General features: G+C 72.0%; 17 protein-coding genes. 8 read left to right on the forward strand and 9 right to left on the reverse strand.

Annotation, left to right across the window (positions count from 1 at the left end):
- Positions 1-52 precede the first annotated feature (52 nt).
- The 4 genes from WME85_RS31570 to WME85_RS31585 form a co-directional block, all read right to left on the reverse strand.
- Positions 53-1,960, reverse strand: a complete 1,908-nt coding sequence (locus WME85_RS31570; protein ID WP_437826700.1) for a hypothetical protein — start codon at positions 1,958-1,960, stop codon at positions 53-55.
- Between the two features lie 494 nt (positions 1,961-2,454).
- A complete protein-coding gene (locus tag WME85_RS31575; protein WP_437826702.1) occupies positions 2,455-3,687 on the reverse strand; it encodes a hypothetical protein in 1,233 nt (410 codons plus the stop codon).
- Positions 3,684-4,367: an RNA polymerase sigma factor gene (locus WME85_RS31580; protein WP_437826704.1), complete on the reverse strand. Its 684-nt coding sequence runs from the start codon at positions 4,365-4,367 to the stop codon at positions 3,684-3,686. Before WME85_RS31580 ends, WME85_RS31575 begins: the two co-directional genes overlap by 4 nt.
- An 80-nt stretch (positions 4,368-4,447) precedes the next feature.
- Positions 4,448-5,773: a hypothetical protein gene (locus tag WME85_RS31585; RefSeq protein WP_437826706.1), complete on the reverse strand. Its 1,326-nt coding sequence runs from the start codon at positions 5,771-5,773 to the stop codon at positions 4,448-4,450.
- 404 nt (positions 5,774-6,177) lie between these two features.
- On the opposite strand from WME85_RS31585, the gene WME85_RS31590 reads away from it, so the two are divergent.
- The 3 genes from WME85_RS31590 to WME85_RS31600 all read left to right on the forward strand — a co-directional run bounded on the left by WME85_RS31590 (position 6,178) and on the right by WME85_RS31600 (position 7,812).
- Positions 6,178-6,555: a hypothetical protein gene (locus tag WME85_RS31590; protein ID WP_436622822.1), complete on the forward strand. Its 378-nt coding sequence runs from the start codon at positions 6,178-6,180 to the stop codon at positions 6,553-6,555.
- A gap of 97 nt (positions 6,556-6,652) precedes the next feature.
- Positions 6,653-7,279, forward strand: coding sequence for a DUF4166 domain-containing protein (locus WME85_RS31595; protein WP_437826707.1), 627 nt, complete (start codon positions 6,653-6,655; stop codon positions 7,277-7,279).
- Positions 7,276-7,812: a hypothetical protein gene (locus WME85_RS31600; RefSeq protein ID WP_437826709.1), complete on the forward strand. Its 537-nt coding sequence runs from the start codon at positions 7,276-7,278 to the stop codon at positions 7,810-7,812. Before WME85_RS31595 ends, WME85_RS31600 begins: the two co-directional genes overlap by 4 nt.
- Before the next feature lie 22 nt (positions 7,813-7,834).
- Here WME85_RS31600 and WME85_RS31605 read toward each other — a convergent pair whose 3' ends face one another.
- The 3 genes from WME85_RS31605 to WME85_RS31615 all read right to left on the reverse strand — a co-directional run bounded on the left by WME85_RS31605 (position 7,835) and on the right by WME85_RS31615 (position 11,180).
- Positions 7,835-8,713 carry a carbohydrate ABC transporter permease gene (locus WME85_RS31605; RefSeq protein WP_437826711.1) on the reverse strand — a complete coding sequence of 293 codons (879 nt, stop codon included), beginning with the start codon at positions 8,711-8,713 and terminating at the stop codon, positions 7,835-7,837.
- A 1-nt stretch (position 8,714) separates the two neighbouring features.
- Positions 8,715-9,656, reverse strand: a complete 942-nt coding sequence (locus tag WME85_RS31610) for a carbohydrate ABC transporter permease (protein WP_437826713.1) — start codon at positions 9,654-9,656, stop codon at positions 8,715-8,717.
- 114 nt (positions 9,657-9,770) lie between these two features.
- Positions 9,771-11,180: an ABC transporter substrate-binding protein gene (locus WME85_RS31615; protein ID WP_437826715.1), complete on the reverse strand. Its 1,410-nt coding sequence runs from the start codon at positions 11,178-11,180 to the stop codon at positions 9,771-9,773.
- Between the two features lie 449 nt (positions 11,181-11,629).
- On the opposite strand from WME85_RS31615, the gene WME85_RS31620 reads away from it, so the two are divergent.
- The 3 genes from WME85_RS31620 to WME85_RS31630 all read left to right on the forward strand — a co-directional run bounded on the left by WME85_RS31620 (position 11,630) and on the right by WME85_RS31630 (position 17,415).
- Positions 11,630-12,916 carry an isochorismate synthase gene (locus WME85_RS31620; protein WP_437826717.1) on the forward strand — a complete coding sequence of 429 codons (1,287 nt, stop codon included), beginning with the start codon at positions 11,630-11,632 and terminating at the stop codon, positions 12,914-12,916.
- A 112-nt stretch (positions 12,917-13,028) separates the two neighbouring features.
- Positions 13,029-15,182 carry a chorismate-binding protein gene (locus tag WME85_RS31625; protein WP_437826719.1) on the forward strand — a complete coding sequence of 718 codons (2,154 nt, stop codon included), beginning with the start codon at positions 13,029-13,031 and terminating at the stop codon, positions 15,180-15,182.
- An 82-nt stretch (positions 15,183-15,264) separates the two neighbouring features.
- Positions 15,265-17,415, forward strand: coding sequence for an anthranilate synthase component I (locus tag WME85_RS31630; RefSeq protein WP_437826721.1), 2,151 nt, complete (start codon positions 15,265-15,267; stop codon positions 17,413-17,415).
- 474 nt (positions 17,416-17,889) lie between these two features.
- Here WME85_RS31630 and WME85_RS31635 read toward each other — a convergent pair whose 3' ends face one another.
- A complete protein-coding gene (locus tag WME85_RS31635) occupies positions 17,890-18,717 on the reverse strand; it encodes a GNAT family N-acetyltransferase (RefSeq protein ID WP_437826723.1) in 828 nt (275 codons plus the stop codon).
- Positions 18,718-18,899: 182 nt separating this feature from the next.
- Between WME85_RS31635 and argG the strand changes: the two genes are divergently transcribed.
- Together argG and WME85_RS31645 are read left to right on the forward strand one after the other, a co-directional pair.
- On the forward strand, positions 18,900-20,252 hold the full coding sequence (gene argG / locus WME85_RS31640) for an argininosuccinate synthase (protein ID WP_437826725.1): 1,353 nt from the start codon (positions 18,900-18,902) through the stop codon (positions 20,250-20,252).
- Positions 20,253-20,480: 228 nt separating this feature from the next.
- The gene (locus WME85_RS31645) at positions 20,481-20,840 is read left to right on the forward strand and encodes a phage holin family protein (RefSeq protein ID WP_437826726.1); all 360 of its coding nucleotides are present in this window, start codon (positions 20,481-20,483) and stop codon (positions 20,838-20,840) included.
- 18 nt (positions 20,841-20,858) lie between these two features.
- Here the strand turns inward: WME85_RS31645 and WME85_RS31650 are convergent, their stop codons facing one another.
- Positions 20,859-21,842, reverse strand: coding sequence for an aldo/keto reductase (locus tag WME85_RS31650; protein WP_437826728.1), 984 nt, complete (start codon positions 21,840-21,842; stop codon positions 20,859-20,861).
- Positions 21,843-21,859: the final 17 nt, after the last annotated feature.

Here is a 21,859-nt window from a genome sequence, read left to right on the forward strand (position 1 = left end):
CATGCAGCGCGCCGCCCCGTGCACGGGTCGCTTCGGTCGTTCGCCGTCGCGCTCAGAGCGCGGTGGAGAGCCGGTCGAGCACCGAGTTCATGATCGGCCGATAGCCGTAGTCGGGCGAGGAGGCGTCCTCGATCTGCGCCGGGCAGATCGAGCCGGCGACGCCGCGATCGCCGAGGCTCTGGATCAGCTGCAGCTCGCGGATGCCCGGGTAGGCCTTGGCCTTGACCTGCGTCGTGGTCCGGGGCAGGGGGTCCTCCGGATCGTTCCCGCTTTCAGGCTCGCAAAGCGGGCTGTCGTTGGTCTGGCCGATGATGCTTCTGCAGTCGCAGCTCTGGGCCATCTCGTCGCACACACGCTCCTCGTGGAGGTTGAAGATGCAAGCGTACTGGAGATCTCCAGTGCTCCCCTGCGGGATCGTGTACTCGCGGCCGTTGATCGCGTTCCATCCCGTGGCGGACGGCGGGACGGTGTGATCGCCGGTGATCGGGTTCGCGCCCGACCGAGGTGCCCTCGACTCGACCATGAACGGATCCGCGGGCGAGACGTTGCTCGCCGGATCGCCGAGGATGACCCGCCAGGTGCTGCTGACGCTGCCCCCGGGCAGCGGATCGCCGAGCTCCGCGGCGCTCTTGTTGCCGCCGACCGGCAGGCCGTCCTGATTGAGCCCGTCCAGCAGATCGGGCTGGCCGTTCGCGTTCAGGCGCGCGAGGTCCTGCCACGGCACGCCGACGACGCCGGTGAACACGATGTGCTGGGGCCCGCGGGTCCGCGAGTTGTCGTCCTCGGGATCGAGGTCGGAGAAGATCGGGTTCGGCACGAGGTTCCCGCTCCGGTCCAGCACGGTGGGCGACGAGAGCGCCTGGGTGTACCGCTCGATCGGGTAGAGGAAGTCGAACCCGAAGCGGCGCTTATGGTCCCAGCACCGCAGGTTCACCGGGTCCTCCTCCTGGGACAGCCTGGCGGGGAAGCCGTCAGCGCCGGCGCAGGTCGGGTCCACGGGGCAGCCGCTCTGATCCTGAGAGCAGGATCTGCAGCACGGATTGTTCGGATCGGTGGCGCACTCGCTCCGCGGCCGCCACATCCGGAAGCCGTTCCTCGTCTCGGCGACGAGGAAGTTCCTGCCTTCCTCCCTGATCGAGCAGTCGTTCTCGTCGGAGAGCATCACGATGAGCAGGAGCGAGTCCGGCCGGAGGAAGTCCTTCCGCTGCTGCAGGACCGTCTGGTCGATCCCTTCCGGCACGGCGACGTCCGACTGGACGAAGATCGTCTGGTACGGCTCGGGATCGACGAGGAAGCGATAGAGGCTCTCGAGGGGCGCCTCGAAGCCGCACCCTACCTGCCCGACCCCTTGCACGATGTTGCCGAGCTTGGTGGCGAGCGCGACCGGATCGGAGTCCCCTGCGGGATCGTGGCTCCCGGTCGCGTCCCACACGAGAAAGCCCCTGTCCTGGTAGGTCGGCAGATCGTTCTCCCCGTCCGGATTGGAGCGGGCAAGGAGGTGGGCCATATCCACATTCGAGCGGGACGTAGCCTGCGGGCAGGCGCCTGACCCGTGGCCGCCGAGGCTGCTGCTGATGACGCCGATGTGCATGTCGTTCACGGGGGTGCGCACACGTAGCGAGCCTTCCGGGCATGCGCTCAGCCCGCTCAAGGGCTGCTCGTTCACCGGGGAGCCGGTCGGGTCCACGCAGGTCGGGTTGGTCATGCCGGAGACGAAGTCGGCGAGCGCCAGGCGCATGACTTCTTGCTTGTCCGCCATCGAGCCGGAGTTGTCGATCACGAACAGGAGGTCGACCTTGTCCGGCGTGAACTCCGGCGGCTCCCAGCCTCCTATGCCCGTGGCGCTGCTGGTGACGCTGGTGCTGGGGTCGATGCCGCCCGTGCCCCCGCTGCCTGCGCCCCCGGCGCCGCCGACTCCCGAGCTCGAGCTGGCCCCTGCCCCGCCGAGAGACACATCCACCTTACATGCTGTGAGCGCGATGGCGCCCAGGACGAGGCACGGCGACAAGGTTCGTGAGAGTTTGAATGACATGATCCCTCCTTGAGCGGAGCCGACGAGCGCGCCGCCGAAGACCGGCTATGACAGAGCGTGAATGGGCGCTCGACCACCTTCCCATTTCAAAAAAAGCATCTCCCCCAACAACCCTCCGCGCCCCCCGCCCATCGCGTCTCTCGATGGCGCACGTATCCGCCCCCGAGCATCTCGGAGTGCCTCAAACAAAGATCCCTTGACCATACGGAATGCAGCCGACACAGCGTCCACGGCCCCCGGCGGCGCTCTCTCCCCTTAGCCCCGACCCCCTATCTCTCTTTACTGCTCCGCCGTCGCAGAGAGGGGGGCGCCCGCACAGGAGACGGGCCCAGATCGGCGTTTTCGGCGCGCAGGCGTACGAAAGGACGCCGAGCACCGAAAACGTCGAGATGGGCCCGTATCCGAAGCGGGCGCCCCCCTCTCTAGTGGGTGAAGGATTGGAGGCGAGAGACGTGGGGGCTCGAGGGATAGGCGAGGAGGAACGCCGACGCGCGCTGCGCCGCTGCCGCGCGCTGGCCGCTGTGCCAGAGCGCCTCGATGGTGAGCGCCTCCCGCTCCTGCGCCAGCGCGCCGCCCGGGAAGCGGAGCCGGGCCTGCTCGATGATCCTCAGCGCGCCGGCGGCGTCGCCGCCCCGGAGCGCCGCGCGCGCGTCACCGAGGAGCTTCAGCTCCTCGCGCATCCGGCTCTCCCGCAGGGCCGCCGGGCTGGACGCGCCGTCCGCGCCGAGCGGGGCGCCTGCGGTCTCCGCCGCTGGCGCTGCGCCGGTGCTGTCCGCCTCCAGCGCGGGCGCGGCGTCCGTGCCGTCCGCCGCTGGCGCAGCCGCAGGCGGCGCGCTCTCGGCGCGCTCTGGCCGCGGCGCGCCCGGCCTGGGGGGCGCGGGCGCCGCGGTCACGCGGCGCGAGGCCGGCACGACGGCCCTTTCCGGCAGCGGCGCCGCCACTGGCCGCGCCGCCACGACCTGTCGAGGCGCCTCGACAGGCGCCGCCGCCCCCGCGTCCGCGACCGGCTTCCGGCTCGCCGGCTGCGCCGCGGGCGCGACGACCGGCGGGGCGTCGGCCGGCGCGGCCTCGACGACCTGCGCCGGCGGCGCCTCGGCCGACGGGACCACGACCGCGTAGCCGGCGAGGAACAGGACCCCGCCGGCCGCGCCGAGGAGCATCGATTTCACGATCCCCGCCGCGCCGGCAGCGCCCGCGACCCCGGCAGCGCTGGCGAGGCTCCCGCCTCCCGTGACGACCGCCGCCGCCTTGCCCGCAGCCGCGGCGGCGGCGACCTTGCCCGCGCCTGCCGCAGCCGCGCCCGCAGCGTTGCCAGCGCCGGCCGCGGCCGCGCCCGCAGCGTTGCCCGCGCCGACCGCATTGCCCGCGCCGACCGCGTTCCCCGCGCCGACCGCGTTGCCCGCGCCGACCGCGTTGCCCGCGCCGACCGCGTTCCCCGCGCCGACCGCGTTGCCCGAGAGCGCCCCTCCCCCGGCGCCCTGAGCCCCGCCGAGAGAGGCCGCCCCGGCGGCGATGCCGATCTGCGCGGCCATCGCGGCCCATATCCGCTCCTGCTCGCCGTCGGGTGGGTCCACCGGCGGAGCTGCGCGAAGGAGCTCGCGCTCTGCTTCGAGGGCGCTCACCTCGGCGTCGAGCCAGCGCAAGGGATCGCTCATCGCTCCCCTCCCGCGCGCTTCCAGACGGATTGCCGCTCGACCCCGGGCAGAGGGAGGACATTCGACGAGGGCCCCAGCGCGGCAGGCGCGCGCTCCACGGCCGAGATCCCGGCGTCGACGGCCGCCGCCTTCAGCACGGGCTGCGACTTCGTGACCTGGGGCCCGCCCACGCGGAACTGGTCGCGCGCGTTCAGGCGCGCGACGGCGCGGCGGAACGCGTCCCGCGCAAGGCGGAGGCGCGAATAGACGGTCCCGAGCGGGACGTCGAGCAGCTCCGCGACCTCCTCGCCGCCCATACCGTCGAGCTCGAAGAGCGTGAACACGGCGCGCTGCTCGAGGGGCAGCTCGTCGAGGATGACCTCGAGCATCGCGATCGCCTGCCGCCGCTCCGCCTGGGCGCCGACGTCGGCCCTGTCGTCGGGGCAGTCGAGCAGCGGCTCGTCGTCGTGGCTGCGACGCCTCATGTGCGCGAGCTTGCGCCGGTCGCGGGCGACGTGAAAGCAGATGCTGTAAAGCCAGGTAGTAATCTTTGACCTACCCTCGAATTCGGGCAGCCGCCGGTGGACGACCAGGAACACGTCCTGGACCGCGTCGGCGGCGTCGCTCTCGGGCACGCCGAGCCGGCGCAGCGATCGCCACACGAACCGAAAATGCTGCGCATAGACCTCCCCGAAGGTCATTCTGTCCTGCCGCTTCTCGTCATGCTCACCCCGTCTGTGGAGGGTCTCCTCCCGGGCCATCAGAAAATCGACACGCGGGCTCAGAAGATCGAAACGCGGGCGCCCAGGCCGACGAGCAACCCCACCGGCGAGGGGTCGAGCACGGCTTCCGTCGTCACGGGCGCGCCGGCCTCGCTGCCGGAGCGGCGGTCGACCGTGAAGCGCGCCCGCGCGACCGGCACGAGGAGCGTCGCGCGCGCGGACCAGCCCAGCGCGCGCGTGCCGAACAGAGGTCCCTCGGCGATGGCCGAGCCGCCGACGGCGAACCAGGGCGCGGAGGCCTGGCGATCCGTGGCGAGCCCCTTGCCCGCGCCGTGGACGGCGCCGAGCAGCGAGGCCGCGCAGGCCGAGAGCCGGAAGCCGTCGAGCTCGCCGGTGATCGTCGCGCAGCCGCGCGCAGCCGCGGCGACGAGCCCGATCGAAGCGGCGCCTGGCACGACGTCGATCTCCTGGCGCGGCAGCCACACGGCGCCGAGGCCGGCCGACCAGGCGCGGCGCCGGAGCGAGAGCTCGCCCATGACGGCCGGCTGGAGGGGGTCGAGGACGCCCACGGTCCCTGCGGCGCCTAGCTCGGCCGAGACGTCCCAGCCCGGCGCCGGACGCGACGGGGGCGGCGGCGCGGGCGCGGGCAGGACCGGCGCGGGCGCGACAGGGGCCGGCGCGACAGGGGCCGGCGTGGTCGCCGGGGTTGCTTCGCTGTCGAGCAGGATGGCGATCGTCAGCGCCAGCGCCCCGACGAGCTCGTCGCAGGCCGCCCCTGGCTCCGACGAGAGCTGCCGGGCGCGGCCTCCGGCCTGGAGGATCGCGGTGTAGGTGGACTCGGTGCGGAGGAAGTGGACCTCGTACTCGGGCGCGGCGCCGCCGGCGCTCGCCGGGGCGACGGCGCCCGGAGGCGCGCCGCTGACTGCACCGGCGCCGTTCGAAGGCGGAATGGCGGCTGCAGCAGGGGCGGCGCTCGGGGGCGCGCCGGTGTTCGCCGCCGCCGCGCCGCCCGAAGGGGCCCCGGCGCTCGAGGGCGCGCCGGTGTTCGCCGCCGCGGCTCCGCCCGAAGGGCCCCCGATAGTCGCCGCCGCGGCGCCGCTCGCCGGATCGTTTCCCGCGCTCGCTGGATCGCCCCCGGGGGCCGCCGGGCCGCCGCCGGCGCTCGCGGGGGAGCTCACCGGGTCGAGGGCGGGCTGCTTCATCAGGAGTTCGACCGCTGCCGCCAGCGACAGCGCGTCGGGACAGCCCTCTGCCGACGGCGCCCGGTGGACGGCGAGGCGCGGGTACGGCGGGGCGGCCTGGGCGACGCGTGGCGAGCCGAGGGACACGGCGCACAGGGCGAGGACGCAGAGCGCGCCCCAGCGCGAGGGACGAGGGCAGGTCACGGGAGGCCTCCCATTATCGCAAGGAACGACGCAAGCGGAGGTAGGACGCGCGGACCGCGGCGAGCTTGGGCCAGGGCGCCGCGATCGCGCGCCGGGCCAGGTCCGCTGCCGGCCAGGCCCGCGATCTCGGGCTGCCGCTGCGCTCGGCGCGCTTCGTGAAGGAGCGTCCTCAACGTCCCGCGCTCGATAGCGCACCGCGGCCGCGATCGATAGCGCCACGAGCCACGAGCCACGAGCCACGAAGACGACGGCCGCGAGCGCCGCGCCCGCGGCGTCGCTGCGGCGCGCGCGGGCGCCAAGGAAGCGCGGGCTCCAGGCGCGCGCTCGCGCGTCCTCGGCGCCCTCGCGCGCCGGGCGCAGCTGCGCTGCCTCCGGCAGCCGCAGGATCGGATAGAGTGCCGGCCATGAACTCCTACGATCTGATCACGTGCGCGAGCTGCTACGGCGAAGGCGAGATCAACACGGACTCCGGACCCTACCTGTGCAAGGACTGTCACGGGAACGGCCGCATCTTTCCGACGGGTGAGCAGATCGAGGAGCGCATCCGCGAGATCGAGGTCGAGCTGGAGCGTCACCCGCTGGAGGCGCGGCCGGAGACCCGATGGCTCGTGTTCGAGCTGCGGCGCACGCGCAAGCTGCTCTGGCAGATCCGGTCGCTCTGCGAGGAGGCGGAGAGCGACGCGGAGCAGGCGATCCTCGTCAAGGTCCGCGACCTGGCCGACGCGGCCGTCGCCCCGAGGAGCCCCGCGCTGCCGCGCGAGATGCTCCCGGAGGACGGCTGACCCTCGCCGTCGCGCGTCGCGCGTCGTGCGTCGTCGATACGCAGAGCCCTCGCGCGAGGCGCGCCCACGGCCTGAGCCAGCGAGGCGCGATGCTCCGATGCCTGCCCTCTACCCTGCCCTCCTCGGCGCCGCGTGGGCCGCTCTCGCGCTGCCGGTCCAGCGCCTCCACGCGGGCGGCGCGCGCGCTCGCGGCCGCTTCCGCGTGCGCCGCGGTCGCGGCCTCGCGGCGCGCCTGCTCGCCGCCCTGCTGCGCATGCCCGAGGCCGCGGAGGACGTGGCCGTGACGCTCGTCGTCGAGCCGTCGGCCGACGGCGAGCGGTGGATCCGCACGTTCGGGGCTCGCCTGCTCCGCTCGTCGCAGTGGCGCTCGGGGGATCTGCTGGTGGAGGCGCTCGGCCTCGTCCAGTGCTGGTTCCGGCTCCGCGCCGACGGCGGAGCGCTCGTTTTCGAGCAGGTCGGCTCGACGTTCGGGCTGCGCGGCTTCGGGCTGCCGCTGCCCCGGTGGCTCGCTCCCAGGGTCGAGGGGCGCGCCGAGGCAGCGAGCGAGGAGGTGCATGTCGACGTGCGGATCTTCGCGCCCATCGCCGGGCTGCTCGTCTCGTACGAAGGGCGCGTCACGGGCGCCGGCGAGGGCGCGACCGCGCGCGCCGGCGAGGGCGCGACGCCCTCCGCGCGCGCTGGCGAAGGCGCGACGCCCTCCGCGCGCGCCGGCGAGGGCGCATGATCACGGCGCTCGTCCTCCTCGCCGTCCAGGGGGCGCTCGGCGCCTTCGACACGCTCTACTACCACGAGTGGCGCGCGCGCCTGCCCGGCGGCGTGCCCGGCACCGCGCCCGAGCTGCTCCTGCACGGCGTCCGCGACCTCCTGTACGCGGTGCTCTTCGCCACGCTGCCTTTCGTGCGCTGGGAGGGGCTCGCGGCGTGGGGGCTCGCGGCGCTCCTCCTCGCGGAGATCGCGATCACGCTGCGCGATTTCGTCGTCGAGGACTCGGTCCGCAGGCCGCTCGGCGGCGTCTACGCGGGAGAGCGGGTGATGCACGCCGTGATGGGCATCATCTACGGAGGCGCCCTCGCCCATCTCCTCCCCGAGCTCTGGCGGTGGTCGCTCGCCCCCACCGGCTTCTCCCGCTGGGAGGCGCCGCTGCTCCTCCGCGTGATCCTGCCGGCGATGGCCGCGGGCGTGCTGCTCTCGGGGCTGCGCGATCTCGGCGCCGTCTACGGCCCTCGCTGGCTCCGCTTCCCGTGGGGGCGCGCGTGACCTGCCGCCCCCGCCGCGCGGCTCAGCCCTTCACCGCGCCGGCCGTGAGCCCCGCGAGGATGCGCCGCTGGAAGACCAGCGTCAGCACCACGAGCGGCACGGTCACGACGATGGACGCCGCCATCGTCTGCCCCCAGGGGATCTCGTAGACCCCGCTGGTCGACGTCGAGAACGCCTGGATCGCGTAGGTCACCGTGCGCTTGTCCGGCGTCTGGGTGAAGGAGAGCGCGAAGAGGAACTCGTTCCAGGCGGCGATGAAGGCGAGGATGCCGGTCGTCGCCATCCCGGGGACCGAGAGCGGCAGCATGATCTTCGTGAACACCTGCCAGGGCGTCGCGCCGTCGACGTACGCCGCCTCCTCGACCTCGCGCGGTATCGCCTTCAGGAAGCCGGTCAGCACCCACACGGTGAAGGGGAGGGTGAAGATGAGGTACGTCAAGATCAGCGCGGGGAGCTGGTTGTAGAGCTTGAAGAAGTTGATCATCTCGAACAGGGCGCCGAGGACGGCGATCTGCGGGAAGATGGTCATCGCCAGGACCGTGTAGAGCACCACGCTGCGCCCGCGGAACTGGAACCTCCCGAGCGCATAGGCCGCCAGGGAGCCGACGGCGAGCGACACCGCCGTGACCGAGACGGCGACGATCACGCTGTTGAGGAGCGCCGTCTGGAACTCGCCGTTCTCCAGCACGAGCCGGTAGTTGTCGAGCGTCACGCGGCCGGGCCAGTAGCGGACCGGGGTCGTGAAGAGCTCGTCGTCGGGCTTGATCGAGGAGATGAACGCCCAGACGAACGGGAAGACGGTGAACACGACAATCGAGGCGACGAGCACGTAGAACAGGGCCCGCAAGGCGCCCTGTCCCGGCGAGCGACGCGCCCCTGAGTCGCGCGGAGAGGCGCTCATCTCACGCCTCCTCGGTGCGGAACACCGCGAGATAGATCATGATGAACACCGCGATGATCAAGAAGAGCGCGACGGAGACCGCCGAGCCGTAGCCGATGTTCGAGATGCTGACCAGGGTCTGCTGGGCGTACGTCGCCATGGTCTGCATGTCCGGCCGGTTGCCGAACATGACGAAGAAGACGTCGAAGACCCGGAGCGCGTCGAGCGTGCGGAAGATGAGCGCGACGAGCATCGAGGGCTTGAGGAGCGGCAGGGTGATGCGGGTGAACTGCTGGAGCGCCGTCGCGCCGTCGACCCGCGCGGCCTCGTAGAGATCGCTCGGGATGAGCTGCAGCCCGGCGAGCAGGAGGAGCGCCATGAACGGCGTCGTCTTCCAGATATCGATGAGCGCCACCGCCCAGAAGGACACGTCGGGATCGGCGACGAAGGCGACGTTGCGGTCCAGGACGCCGAGCCGGTGGACGAGGAGGTCGTTGAAGACGCCGTAGACGTCGTTGTACATCCACTTCCACATCTGGGCGGAGATGACGGTCGGGATGGCCCAGGGGATGAGCATGGCCGCGCGCACCGCCGAGCGCCCCTTGAACTGGGAGTTCACGACGAGCGCGACGGCGAGCCCGAGCGCGAGCTCGCTCAGCACGGTGACGACCGTGAAGAGGACCGTGAGCAGGACGGCGTCGTGGAAATAGCTGTCCTGCGCGAGGTCCGCGTAGTTCTGCGCTCCGACGAACCTGGCGGGCTCCCCGGTGCCGAGGCGCGCGTTCGTGAAGCTCAGGTAGAACGTCTCGGCGAGCGGATAGAGCGCGATGAAGGCGACGACGACGAGCGTCGGCAGGAGGAACAGCCAGGCGCGCCGCCGGCGCCGCGCCTCGAACGACGTGCTGTCGGCGCGGGCCGCCGCGCTCGTGGCGCTCGTGGACTTGATGTTCGCCGGCGTGCTCATGAGATCATCCGTCCTCGCGAAGTGGTGTGGCCGGGGGCTCGGGAGCGGCGCGCGGGCCGCGGGAGGGTCGAGGCGCCTCCACGCGGCCGGCACGGCCGAGCGTTCACAGGAGGATCACCGGAGCGCGCGCGTGAGGCGCTGCTCCACCTGCCCGAGCACCTCCTTCGGATCCTTGCCCTGCAGGACCTGGCTGACGCCCTGGAAGAACGCGATCGACGCCTCGTTGTACCGGGCGCCGGTGGTGTTCGAGGGGCGCGGCACGAGCGCGATGTCCTTCGCGTTCGCCAGGAAGGGCAGCGACTTCACCACCTCCGCGTCCTGCTGCACCGACGGGATCGTCGGGATGAACGAGCCGGCGGTCGCGCGGAACTTCTGCGCTTCAGGGCTCGTCAGGTAGCGCACGAGCTCGATGGCCGCGTCCTTCTGCGGCGAGAACTTCGAGACGGCGAGCTGCCATCCGCCGACGGTGCCCGAGCTCTTCTGGCCGGGCTCGTGCGGCAGCGGGCCCGCGGTGAACTTCCCCTTGATCGGCGACTTCTCCGCGTTGCCCGCGGCGTAGGCATACGGCCAGTTGCGCATGAAGGCGGCGTTCCCGCCCTGGAACGTGTTGCGGGCGTCCTCCTCCTCGTAGCTCGTCACGCCGGCCGAGGAGATCGAGCCCACCCAGCCCTTGGCGCGCGCGAGCGCCTTCTGGGCGCCCGGGTTGTTCACGGTGATCTTGCCGCCCTCGATGATCGCGCCGCCGCCGTGCGAGGCGATCCACTCCAGCGCATTGCAGGTCAGCCCTTCGTAGGCCTTGCCCTGCCAGACGAACCCGAGGAAGTTCGGGTTGCTCGCCCGCTCGCCTTCCTGGATCTTCTTCGCCATCTGCTCGAGCTCGTCCCACGTCTCCGGCGGCTTCTGGAAGCCGTACTTCTCCAGCAGATCGGTGCGGGAGTAGAGCAGGCCGAAGTCGGTGAACCACGGCATCGCCACGAGCTTTCCGTCGATCGTGTTGTTCTGGACGATGCTCTCGATGTGCTGCTTCGCCGCCTCGCCGAGCTTCTCCTTCAGATCGACGAGGTTCTGGGCGAAGGCGCCGGGCCAGATGACGTCCAGCATCATGACGTCCACGTCCCCGGACTGCGCCTGGAACAGGCGCTGATAGACAGCGTAGGTCTCGGTCGCGTCCTTGGGCCGGGGGATGATGGTCACCTCGATGCCGGTGTCCTGCTGGAACTGCTTGACCATCACCTTGTCGAGCTCGGCGCCCACGCCCAGCGGCTCGCTGTAATACTTGAGCTTGCTGCCGGCGTATTTCTTCGCCTCGGCGGCGTTCGGCACCGCGGGGGGCTGCAGCTTGATCACCTTCTCGCCCGGCGCCTCCGCGACCGCGGCCGCGGTCGCCGTCGGGGCGGCGCCAGGGCGGCTCTCGCCCGCGGGCGGGCTCTTCTCGCCGCCGCGGCAGGCGCACAGGCCAACGACGAAGAGGACCAGCGCCGTGGTGCGGAGGGCGCGGAGGTCGTGCTGCGGAGTCAGGTCCATCGCAGGATCCTTTCTGAGCTCTGTTCCGAGGGTTTCCGCGTGCCCGGGGGCACTCGGTACATCGAGACGCGCCGCTCACGAGCGCCGCGACGGGTGAGGCCCGCGGCAGCATCGAACAGATGCGCGCTCCGGGGCAAGGGATCGCACCGCCGCTCCGCGACAGATCCCCGGGCTCATGCGTGGACAGGCGCGCGGCAAGCTCGCGGCAAGCAGTCGGCGAGGCGGCGCGCATCGCGCGATCTCTGCGGCGCGATTCCACGGCTAGATCCGTCCAGCGTGCGTCTTCCGCAGGCTGCTTTGCGCTTGCGGAGCCCATCCGGAGGCGGTAGAGCCGACGCTGCGCGGCCGGCGCTCGCGATCCGGCATGGCGCCGCGGGCGCTTGGCCTGCTGGCTCCAGACTGTTCCTGCCGAGCAGGACGAGCTCAAACCGGCCTGCGCACGGCGGTGCATGACTCCCCTGACGTTCTCCTCTTCGGCCGATGCCCCGCGCGAGGCAGCGCGGCTGGTCGCCCGCACCATCCGGCTCGACGCCGACACGCTCGCGAGGCTGCCCGGCGGCGTCTCGGCGCTCGCGGGGGACGACGCGCGCGTCTGGATGCACCCCAGCGCGCAGCTGATCGCGCACGGGGTGGCGGCCCGCCTGGAGCTGCCGCACGGCGTCGAGGGCGGCGTGGCGTGGATCCGGGAGGTGCTCTCGTCGATCGGCGCCGCCGACGCCGTGGGCCGACCGGGCTGCGGCCCGGTGGCGCTCGGCGCGCTTCCTTTCGATCGGACGGAGCCGGCCGCGCTCATCGTGCCTGCCCAGCTCGTCGGCATGGCGCCCGACGGGACCGCGTGGGTCACCACCATCGGCGAGGGCGCCGCCCCCGCGCCGCACCTCGAGCGGGCGCGGGCCGAAGCCCACCGGCGCTCGCCCGACAGCTTCACGCTGAGGTCGGCGCTCCCCCACGACGAGTGGTGCGCGCGCATCGCGCACGCGGTGGCGGACATCCAGCGCGGGGATCTCTCCAAGGTCGTGGTGGCGCGCGCGGTCGACGTGGAGGCGAACCGGCCCATCGTCGTCGAGGAGGTCCTCCGCCGCCTGACCGCGCTGTACCCCTCGTGCGCGATCTTCCACTTCGACGGCTTCCTCGGCGCGAGCCCGGAGCTCCTGCTCTCGCGCCGCGCGCGCGCGGTCTCCTCGCACCCGCTCGCCGGCACCTACGCGGTCTCCGCCGACGTCGACGCCGACCGCCGGTTCTCGGAGGTCCTGCGGAAGTCGGCCAAGGACCAGCGCGAGCACCGCTTCGTGGTGGAGGCCGTGGCCGCGGCGCTCGGGCCGGAGTGCGCGTCGCTCGACGTCCCGAGCGAGCCGTCGATCCTGAGCCTCCGCAACGTGATGCACCTCGGCACGTCGATCCACGGCCAGCTCAGGGAGACGGCGCCGGACGCGCTCACGCTGGCCGCGCGGCTGCACCCGACGCCCGCCGTCTGCGGCACGCCGCGCGGCGCCGCGGAGGCCTGGCTGGTCGCGCACGAGGGGATCCGGCGCGGGCTCTACGCGGGGCTCGTGGGCTGGGTCGACGCCCGCGGCGACGGCGACTGGTTCATCGGCATCCGCAGCGCCACGGTCGACGGCGCGCGCGCCCGGATGGTCGCCGGCGTCGGGGTGGTCGCGGGCTCCAGCCCCGAGGCCGAGCTGGTGGAGACGCAGCTCAAGCTCCAGGCCATGCTCGCCGCCATCATCCGCCCCTGAGGCGAGGGCCGCTGCCCGGGCGCCTCGCCCGCGCCGGCTCGCCCGTACCGCCTGCGTTGCCCACGTTGCCCACGTTGACCGCGTCCTCGCGGGCCCCCAGGGGAGCTTCGCCGTGAAGACACTCCTGATCGACAACTACGACTCGTACACCCACATCCTCGGGCAGTACCTCTGGGAGGTGAACGGCGAGAAGCCGATCATCGTCAGGAACGACAGCCTCTCGCTCGCCGAGATCAGGGACCTGGAGATCGACAGCATCGTCATCTCGCCCGGCCCTGGCCGCCCCGAGCGCCGGGCTGATTTCGGCGTCTGCGCGGAGGTGATCGAGGCGCTGACCGACACGCCGATCCTCGGGGTCTGCCTCGGCCACCAGGGGCTCGCGGCGCGGTTCGGCGCGCGCGTCCGGCACGCCCCGCGGGTGATGCACGGCAAGGTCGCGGAGGTCGAGCACGACGGCACCGGGCTGTTCCTCGGCGTGCCCAGCCCGTTCAAGGTGGTGCGCTACCACTCCCTCATCGTCGATGACGACGACCTCCCGGCCGAGATCCAGGTGACCGCGCGGACGCGCGGCGACGGGCTCATCATGGCCCTCCGGATCAAGGGCCGGCCTTTCCACGGCGTGCAGTTCCACCCCGAGTCGATCGGCACCGAGCACGGCCGGCAAATCCTCAGCAATTTCCGCGAGATCGCCGCTCATGCGGCGCGCGCCCGGCGGGCTCCGGCGCTGGCCGGGGGCGCGCTGGCGGGCGCGCGGGGGCGCGGCCGCGTGCGCCACCTCCGGCTCCCCTGGGTCGATCCCGAGCGGGCGTTCGCCGGGCTCTTCTCCGCGGCTCCCTATGCGTTCTGGCTCGACTCGAGCGCTCCCGGCGGCGACGGGCGCTTCTCGTTCATGGGGAGCGCGGTCGAGGCCATCGAGAGCCACGGCGCCACGGTGATGCGCTGGAGCGGCGGGAGCTCGGAAGAGCGCCTCACCCCGGCCGTGTCCGAGGGGAGCCCTTTCGCGGCGCTCCGGCGGGAGCTCGCGGCGGTGTCGCTCGAGCCGAGCGGCCTGCCGTTCCACTTCACCGGCGGCCTCGTGGGCTACCTCGGCTACGAGCTCAAGGAGCACCTCGGCTTCGGCGCGTCCGCCCACCCGCGCCGCGCGCTCCCGGACAGCGCGATGATGGTCGCGCGGCGGCTCCTCGCCTTCGACCACGTCGAGCGCGCCGTGTACGCGTGCGCGATCGGAGCGGGCGAGCCCTCGCCGTCCTCGTCGCCCGCGTCGCCCACGTCCGATTCATGGCTGGACGAGATCGCGGCGCGGCTGCGCGAGCTCCCGGACCTCGCCGAGCCGGTCCTCCCGCCGGTCCCGGAGGGCTTCGCCGACCGCGTCGCGCCCTCGCAGCGGCTCTCGCGCCGGGAGCACCTCGACGCCGTCGAGGCCATCCTCGCCGGGATCCACGACGGCGAGACGTACGAGGTGTGCCTCACCAACGAGTTCCACGTGCGCACCTCGCTGGACCCGTTCGCCCTCTACCGCGTCCTGCGCCGCACGAACCCCGCGCCGTTCTCGGCCTACCTCAGGCTGCCGGCGGGCGCGGTGCTTTCGTCGTCGCCGGAGCGGTTCCTCTCGGTCGATCGGGCGCGGCGGGTCCGCAGCGAGCCGATCAAGGGGACGCGGCCGAAGGGCGCCACCGAGGCGGAGACGCAGGCGCTGCGCCGCGACCTCGAGACGAGCGAGAAGGATCGCTCCGAGCTCCTCATGATCGTCGACCTGGTCCGCAACGACCTCAGCCGGGTCTGCGCGATGGGCTCGATCGCGGTCGAGCAGCTCCAGCGGATCACCGAGCACGCGACCCTGCTCCAGCTCTCCGCGGTGATCACGGGCGCGCTGCGCGAGGGCCGCGACGCGCTCGACGCGCTCGAGGCGTGCTTCCCCGGCGGCTCGATCACGGGAGCGCCGAAGCACCGGACGATCTCGATCATCGACGCGCTCGAGCGGCGCGCGCGCGGCGTGTACACGGGCGCGATCGGGTACCTCGCCTTCGAGGGCCCGATGGACATGAACATCGCCATCAGGACCCTCGTCGCCGACGGCGAGGGGGTCAGCTTCGGCAGCGGCGGCGCGGTGGTCGCGGAGTCGAGCCCCGAGGCCGAGTACGAGGAGGTCCTCGTCAAAAGCTTCCCGCTGCTCCGCGCCGTGTACCTCGCGGAGCGCGCCGTGGACGCCCGAGCGTCCGCGCCGGGCCCGCGTTCGACGAGGGCGCCGCGCGGAGGACGTGCCTGACGAACACTTGCCCGCGGCGAAGAAGCCGGTGCCGGGCGCATGCCGCACCGCATATACTCGCCGCGCAGGAGGAGACGCGGTCTTGAAACGAGAGAGCAACGTTACGCGGAAGGGAGTCGCGGTGCGGCGGGTCGTCGAGGACCTCGCCGTCGACGGCGCGATCCAGCCCATCGTGGAGGCGCTCGACAGCCACCTCGGCGTCGTCCTGGCGTCCAGCTACGAGGTTCCCGGCCGGTACACGCGCTGGGACATCGGGTTCATCGACCCGCCGCTCGTGCTCGTCTCCCGCGGCCGCGACTTCCGCTTCACGGCGCTGAACGAGCGCGGGCGCGTGATCCTGCCGGCCATCGACGAGGCGCTCCGGGACCTCGACGCCGTCGCGGGCGTCGAGCGCCGCGGGGACGAGGTGGTCGGCGCGGTCAGGCCGCCGGGGGAGCGGGTGCCCGAGGAGCTGCGCAGCCGCCAGCCGTCGATCTTCTCGGTGCTGCGGCGGCTCATCGAGGTCTTCAGGACCCCGGGCGACCCGCTCTTCGGGCTCTACGGCGCGTTCGCGTACGATCTCGCCTTCCAGTTCGAGCCGATCCGGCTCCGCCTCGAGCGCCCGGCCGACCAGCGGGATCTCGTCCTTTACCTGCCCGACGAGATCGTCGCCGTCGACCACCGCCGCGAGCGCGCGACGCGCACGCGCTACGAGCTCACGTGCGGCGATCGCTCGACCGACGGGCTGCCGCGCGAGGGCGCGGCGCGCGCCTACGTCGGCGCCGATCGCGCGCCGCAGAACGAGTACGCGCCGGGCGAGTACGCCGATCTCGTCCGGGTCGCGCGCGAGTCCTTCAAGCGGGGCGATCTGTTCGAGGTCGTCCCGGGCCAGACGCTGTACGAGCCGTGCCCTGTCGCGCCGACGGAGCTGTTTTACCGGCTGCGCGAGCGCAACCCGGCGCCCTACGGCTTCCTGATGAACCTCGGCGACGCCGAGTACCTCGTCGGCGCCTCGCCCGAGATGTACGTGCGCGTCGAGGGCGACCGCGTCGAGACCTGCCCCATCTCGGGCACGATCCCGCGCGGCAGCGACCCGATCGCCGACGCGGCGCAGATCGCGCGCCTGCTCGCGTCCGCGAAGGACGAGTCGGAGCTCACGATGTGTACGGACGTCGATCGCAACGACAAGTCCCGCATCTGCGTGCCGGGGAGCGTCCGGGTGATCGGGCGCCGGCAGATCGAGATGTACTCGCGGCTGATCCACACGGTCGATCACATCGAGGGCCGGCTGCGCGAGGGCTTCGACGCGCTGGACGCGTTCCTGGCGCACACCTGGGCGGTGACGGTCACGGGGGCGCCGAAGGCGTGGGCCATGCAGTTCATCGAGGACCACGAGCGCTCGCCGCGCGCCTGGTACGGGGCCGCGGTCGGGATCGTCGGCTTCGACGGCAGCATGAACACGGGGCTCACGCTGCGCACGATCCGGGTCAAGGACGGCGTGGCTCAGGTCCGGGTGGGCGCGACGCTGCTCTACGACTCCGATCCCGACGAGGAGGAGCGCGAGACGCACGTGAAGGCGTCGGCGCTGCTCGACGCGATCCGGAGGCCGCGGGGCGTGCCCGCGCAGGCGCCCGCGGCGATCAGCGCGGTGGGGGGCGGGCTCAAGGTCCTGCTCGTGGATCACCAGGACTCGTTCGTGCACACGCTGGCCAACTACCTCCGGCAGACGGGCGCCGAGGTGGTGACGCTCCGCGCCGGCTTCCCGCACAGCGAGCTCGACGCGTACGCGCCGGACCTGGTGGTGCTGTCGCCCGGGCCTGGGTCGCCGAGCGATTTCGATCTCTCGGGGACGCTCTCGGCGCTGCTCGAGCGGCGGCTGCCCGTCTTCGGCGTGTGCCTCGGGCTGCAGGGGATGGTCGAGCACTTCGGCGGCAAGCTCGGCATCCTCGACTACCCGATGCACGGCAAGGCCTCGAAGGTCCGCGTGCTCGGGGGGCGCCTCTTCGAGGGGCTGCCGCGCGAGTTCCGCGCGGGGCGCTATCACTCGCTGTATGCGCTGCGGGACGCGCTGCCCTCCTCCCTGAAGGTCACGGCCGAGAGCGAGGACGGCGTCGTGATGGCGATCGAGCACGCGGAGCTGCCGGTCGCGGCGGTGCAGTTCCACCCCGAGTCGATCCTGTCGCAGGACGACAACGTGGGGCTCCGGCTCGTGCGGAACGCCGTCACCGAGCTGCGCAGGAGCGGCGGGCGGTAAGCGGGGAGCGGTAGAGCGGGCGGGGTTCGGAGGGGGCTCCGGGGGGCTCGGCCGCCGGGGAGGGAGTCCGCCGCGCGACGCGGAGACTCCCTCTCCGGGAGCCTACCGTGGTCTCGTTCGTGACCCGCTCGATAGCGGCCCGGCGCCGCGCGCCGCGCGCCGCGCGGCGGGCTCCCTCTCCGGCGGCCCCGCGCAGCTTTGGAGTCGGGTGATCCGGGCCAGAGGAGGTTGTCTTCAGCAGAGCGCTGAACACGACCGGTTCAGGCCACAAAATGAAAAAGCGCCGCCGGGGCCTTGGGGGGGGAAGGCCACGCCAGCGACGCTGAGTGCTTTATTAGCATCGGGCATGCCATGGGTTGGTTCCGCCGCTATCGGGCATTTCGAATGGATGTCCAGGGCGGTTATTTCATTTTTGAAAGGACGGAGCTGCACGTCTGCAAATGCGCGGCGTCGATCCAGGACGCTACAGAGCGCTCAGGTTGAGCCCTGTGGACTCTCGCGTTGTCGCACAAAAACACCCTTGCTGTACGCCATGAAGAAACCGAGCCGCATGGCATTGCGCTCCGTGGGGATGCCGGGGCTCGCGCTGATGCACGCCAGGTCGCATCCGCGCTCGCGCACCCGCTCCAGCCGGCGGACGATGAGCGCCTGCTGGATGCCGCGCTCGCGGTAGTGGGGGAGCACCGAGGCGCCGAAGAGCGCGGCGCCGCCGCCGGCGAGCTCCACGCTGCCGCCGCCGGCGGGCTCGCCATCGACGAGCGCCAGATACGAGTCGCAGCGGGGGTGCACGACGACGCGGCGGGTGATGTCGAAGAGCGCGGGTACGATCGGCTCGTCGGCAGGCCGGAAGCCGCTCGTCGCGATCTCGATGAACACCCGGACCTGCGCTTCATCGCCAGGATCGACGCGCACGATCTCGAGCCCCGCGGGGCCGCCGCGCGGCGAAAGCGCGCGGAGCTCCTCGTCCGGCGCGATCTCGCGCGCCAGCACGTTCTCGAACTCGCGCAGGACGAACCCGCGCTCGGCGAGGCCGCGCACCAGCGACTCGTGCGCGAAGGGGCAGACCTGTATCTGCGGCTCCGCGCCGCGCGTCGTGTAGAACGCCACGAGACGATCGAGCTCCTCGCCGGCGACGGGGCCGTCGAGCCCGAGCCCCACGGCGAAGTTGCCCCAGGAGCCGTCTCCATCAAAGGCCATCCACCCGCCCGCGATGGGCTCCGCGCAGGCGACCACGGAAGAGGTGGCGAGCGCCAGCCGGCGCTCCTCGATCCGGGCGATCTCGACGTACGACAGCTTCGGCATGGGCTGCACCTCAATCGGCAAGGAGGGTTGCGTGAGACGGTGTCCGCCATCCTAGTCCGATGAGCCCCGCCCCGCGCCGCCTCGCGCCGGCGAGCACGCTCGCCGCCGGCGCCCTCCGCCGCTCCCCTGCCCCACGATCTACGCTCGCGTGTCCGCGGGCGTTGCGACTATGCTGCGCCGCCATGAGCAGGATCTTCCGTTCCCTCCCCCCGGCCGGCACCCACCTCGGCATCGCGTTCTCGGGCGGCCTCGACACGCGCTGCGCGGTGGCGTGGCTGTCGCGCAACGGGCTCAAGGTGCACGCGTACACCGCCGACCTGGCGCAGCCGGACGAGGACTCCCCCGGCGACATCCCGCCGATCGCCCTGCAGCACGGCGCGGTCTCCGCGAAGCTCGTGGACTGTCGCGAGGCGCTGGTGCGCGAGGGCATCCTCGCCATCCAGTGCGGCGCCTTCCACCTCTCGACGGGCGGCAAGAAGTACTTCAACACCACGCCGCTCGGCCGCGCGGTGACCACGACCGCGATCGTGCGCGCGATGCGCGAGGACGACGTCCACGTCTTCGGCGACGGCAGCACGCACAAGGGCAACGACATCCAGCGGTTCTATCGCTATGGCATCTTCGTCGACCCCTCGCTCCAGATCTACAAGCCCTGGCTCGACCCGAAGTTCGTGGGGGAGCTCGGCGGGCGCAAGGAGATGAGCGAGTACCTCGAGCGCCACGGGCTGCCCTACCGCATGGGGACGGAGAAGGCGTACAGCACCGACGCCAACGTGCTCGGCGCGACGCACGAGGCGAAGGACCTCGAGCGCCTCGACACAGGGATCAAGATCGTCCAGCCGATCATGGGCGTCGCCTCGTTCCGGCCGGAGGTCGCCATCGAGGCCGAGACGGTGACGCTCGGCTTCGAGCGCGGCGTCCCGACGACCATCAACGGCAAGCGCTATAACTCCCTGTTCGACCTGTTCGTCGAGTGCAACCGGATCGGCGGGCGGCACGGGCTCGGCATGAGCGACCAGATCGAGAACCGGGTCATCGACGCGAAGAGCCGCGGCATCTACGAGGCGCCCGGCATGGCGCTCCTCCACGCCGTGTACGAGCGGCTCCTGTCCGCCATTCACAACGAGAACACCCTCGACGTGTACTTCACCCAGGGCCGTCGCCTCGGCCGCCTGCTCTACGAGGGCAAGTGGTACGACCCGGAGGCGATGATGCTGAAGGACGCGCTCTCGCGCTGGATCGCGCCCGGCGTGACCGGCGAGGTCACGCTCGAGCTGCGCCGCGGCGACGACTACAGCCTCGTCAACACGCGCGCGGACTACATGGCCTATGCGCCGCACAAGCTCTCGATGGAGAAGGTCGAGGAGGCCTACTTCACCCCGGAGGATCGCATCGGCGCGCTCGAGCTCCAGAACCTCTCGGTCACGGACAACCGCCAGTTCCTGATCCACCTCATCGAGAGCACCCAGGCCCTCGGTCCGGGCGGCGCCCCCGCCATCGGCGAGCTGCTCGGCGGCGACAAGCCGAAGCAGTGAGCGGGAACGACGGCTGAAACGAGATCGCCCGCGCCGCCCCGGCGCGCTCTGCGCGAGACGCGCAGCAGCCCGGCCGACCCGCTGCCCGGCTGCTCACCTGAACCATCCATCGTGAACGGGGCGAGGCCCCTCCCTCACCGCGCGAGGTTGCGCCCCGCCCGCGCCTGGGTCACCAAGAACGGGCGAACGTCGGCCCGCCCCGAGCGGCGCCGGCCCAGGGAGGTGGTCATGAAGACGCTCATCATCCAGGCACTCGCCGCGGGCATCGCGGTCCTCATCGGAACGAAGCTCATGCCCGGCGTGCGCATCCGCAAGACCGGCACGGCGGTCGTCGTCGCCGCCGTGTTCACGCTCCTCAACCTCCTGCTCGGCTGGCTCGTGAAGTTCCTGGTCGCGGTGGCGCTCCTGCCCGCCGCCATCCTCACGCTCGGCCTGGCTTATCTCTTCTTCGGCCTCGTCGTGAACTCCGTGCTCCTCTACGCGACCGACAAGCTCATCGACGATTTCGAGATCCGGGGGCTCGGGCCGCTCTTCGGCACGGCCGCCCTGATCTCCTTCGCTGGGTGGCTCCTGCCGCGCATCCTCTGAGCCTACCGGCGCGAGGCCTCACCAGAGCTGGTGAACCGCAGGCCGGAGCCGCCGGTCGTAGATCTCGCGGATCTTCGCCATCGTCTCCTGCGGCAGGGCGGGCAGGTCCGCGGCGCTCGTGTTCTGGTCCACCTGGTCAGGGCGCTTCGCGCCGGGGATGACGCACGTCACCGCGTCCTCCATCAAGATCCAGCGCATCGTCCAGGCGGCCATGCTCACGCCGGCCGGCACGAGCGGGCGGAGCTCCTCGACGACCTCGAGGCCCAGCTTGTAGTCGACGCCAGAGAACGTCTCGCCCTTGTCGAACGCCGCGCCCTCGCGGTTGAAGTTGCGGTGATCGTCGGCGGCGAACTTCGTCGCGGCGCTCATCTTCCCGGTGAGCAGCCCCGACGAGAGGGGCAGTCTCGCCAGGATCCCGATCTGCCGGCGCTTCGCCTCCGGGAAGAAGAGCTCGGCCGGGCGCTGCCGGAGGACGTTGTAGATGATCTGCACCGATTGCACACCGGGGTACTCGATGGCCTTGAGCGCCTCTTCGACCCGCTCGACGCTGACGCCGTAAAAGCGGATCTTGCCCGCCTTCACCAGCCGATCGAGCGCATCGAACACCTCGGGCCGATAATAGACGTCCGTGGGGGGACAGTGCAGCTGGAGGAGGTCGAGCGCCTCTGTCTCGAGGTTCTTCAGGCTGCGCTCGACGAAGGCAGTGAGGTTCTGCTCCTTGTAGCTGGCCGCGTTGTGCGGGTCGAGCCGCCGGCCCGCCTTCGTCGCGATGACGATCTCCTCGCGCCGCTCCCGCCGCAGGCGCGCGAGCAGCTGCTCGCTCCGGCCGTCGCCGTACACGTCCGCGGTGTCGAAGAAGTTCACGCCGCGGTCGGCGGCCCGGTGCAGCGCGGCGAGCGACTCCTTGTCGTCCACGTCGCCCCAGGTGCCCCCGATCGCCCAGGCCCCGAAGCTCACCGAGGAGACGCGGAGACCCGTTCTGCCAAGAGATCGATATTCCATGGCGGCGCATACAACCA

Origin of the sequence: Sorangium sp. So ce1153, assembly GCF_051521595.1 — a bacterium.
Lineage (GTDB): Bacteria > Myxococcota_A > Polyangia > Polyangiales > Polyangiaceae > Sorangium.

What these genes read in the sequence shown, in the direction of transcription:
- argG (WP_437826725.1), top strand. Translation starts at nt 18,900, where the DNA reads ATGAGCAGGATCTTCCGTTCCCTCCCCCCGGCCGGCACCCACCTCGGC.
- WME85_RS31600 (WP_437826709.1), top strand. Translation starts at nt 7,276, where the DNA reads ATGATCACGGCGCTCGTCCTCCTCGCCGTCCAGGGGGCGCTCGGCGCC.
- WME85_RS31635 (WP_437826723.1), bottom strand. Translation starts at nt 18,717, where the DNA reads ATGCCGAAGCTGTCGTACGTCGAGATCGCCCGGATCGAGGAGCGCCGG.
- WME85_RS31580 (WP_437826704.1), bottom strand. Translation starts at nt 4,367, where the DNA reads ATGACCTTCGGGGAGGTCTATGCGCAGCATTTTCGGTTCGTGTGGCGA.
- WME85_RS31650 (WP_437826728.1), bottom strand. Translation starts at nt 21,842, where the DNA reads ATGGAATATCGATCTCTTGGCAGAACGGGTCTCCGCGTCTCCTCGGTG.
- WME85_RS31605 (WP_437826711.1), bottom strand. Translation starts at nt 8,713, where the DNA reads ATGAGCGCCTCTCCGCGCGACTCAGGGGCGCGTCGCTCGCCGGGACAG.
- WME85_RS31595 (WP_437826707.1), top strand. Translation starts at nt 6,653, where the DNA reads ATGCCTGCCCTCTACCCTGCCCTCCTCGGCGCCGCGTGGGCCGCTCTC.
- WME85_RS31645 (WP_437826726.1), top strand. Translation starts at nt 20,481, where the DNA reads ATGAAGACGCTCATCATCCAGGCACTCGCCGCGGGCATCGCGGTCCTC.
- WME85_RS31615 (WP_437826715.1), bottom strand. Translation starts at nt 11,180, where the DNA reads ATGGACCTGACTCCGCAGCACGACCTCCGCGCCCTCCGCACCACGGCG.
- WME85_RS31620 (WP_437826717.1), top strand. Translation starts at nt 11,630, where the DNA reads ATGACTCCCCTGACGTTCTCCTCTTCGGCCGATGCCCCGCGCGAGGCA.
- WME85_RS31590 (WP_436622822.1), top strand. Translation starts at nt 6,178, where the DNA reads ATGAACTCCTACGATCTGATCACGTGCGCGAGCTGCTACGGCGAAGGC.
- WME85_RS31575 (WP_437826702.1), bottom strand. Translation starts at nt 3,687, where the DNA reads ATGAGCGATCCCTTGCGCTGGCTCGACGCCGAGGTGAGCGCCCTCGAA.
- WME85_RS31610 (WP_437826713.1), bottom strand. Translation starts at nt 9,656, where the DNA reads ATGAGCACGCCGGCGAACATCAAGTCCACGAGCGCCACGAGCGCGGCG.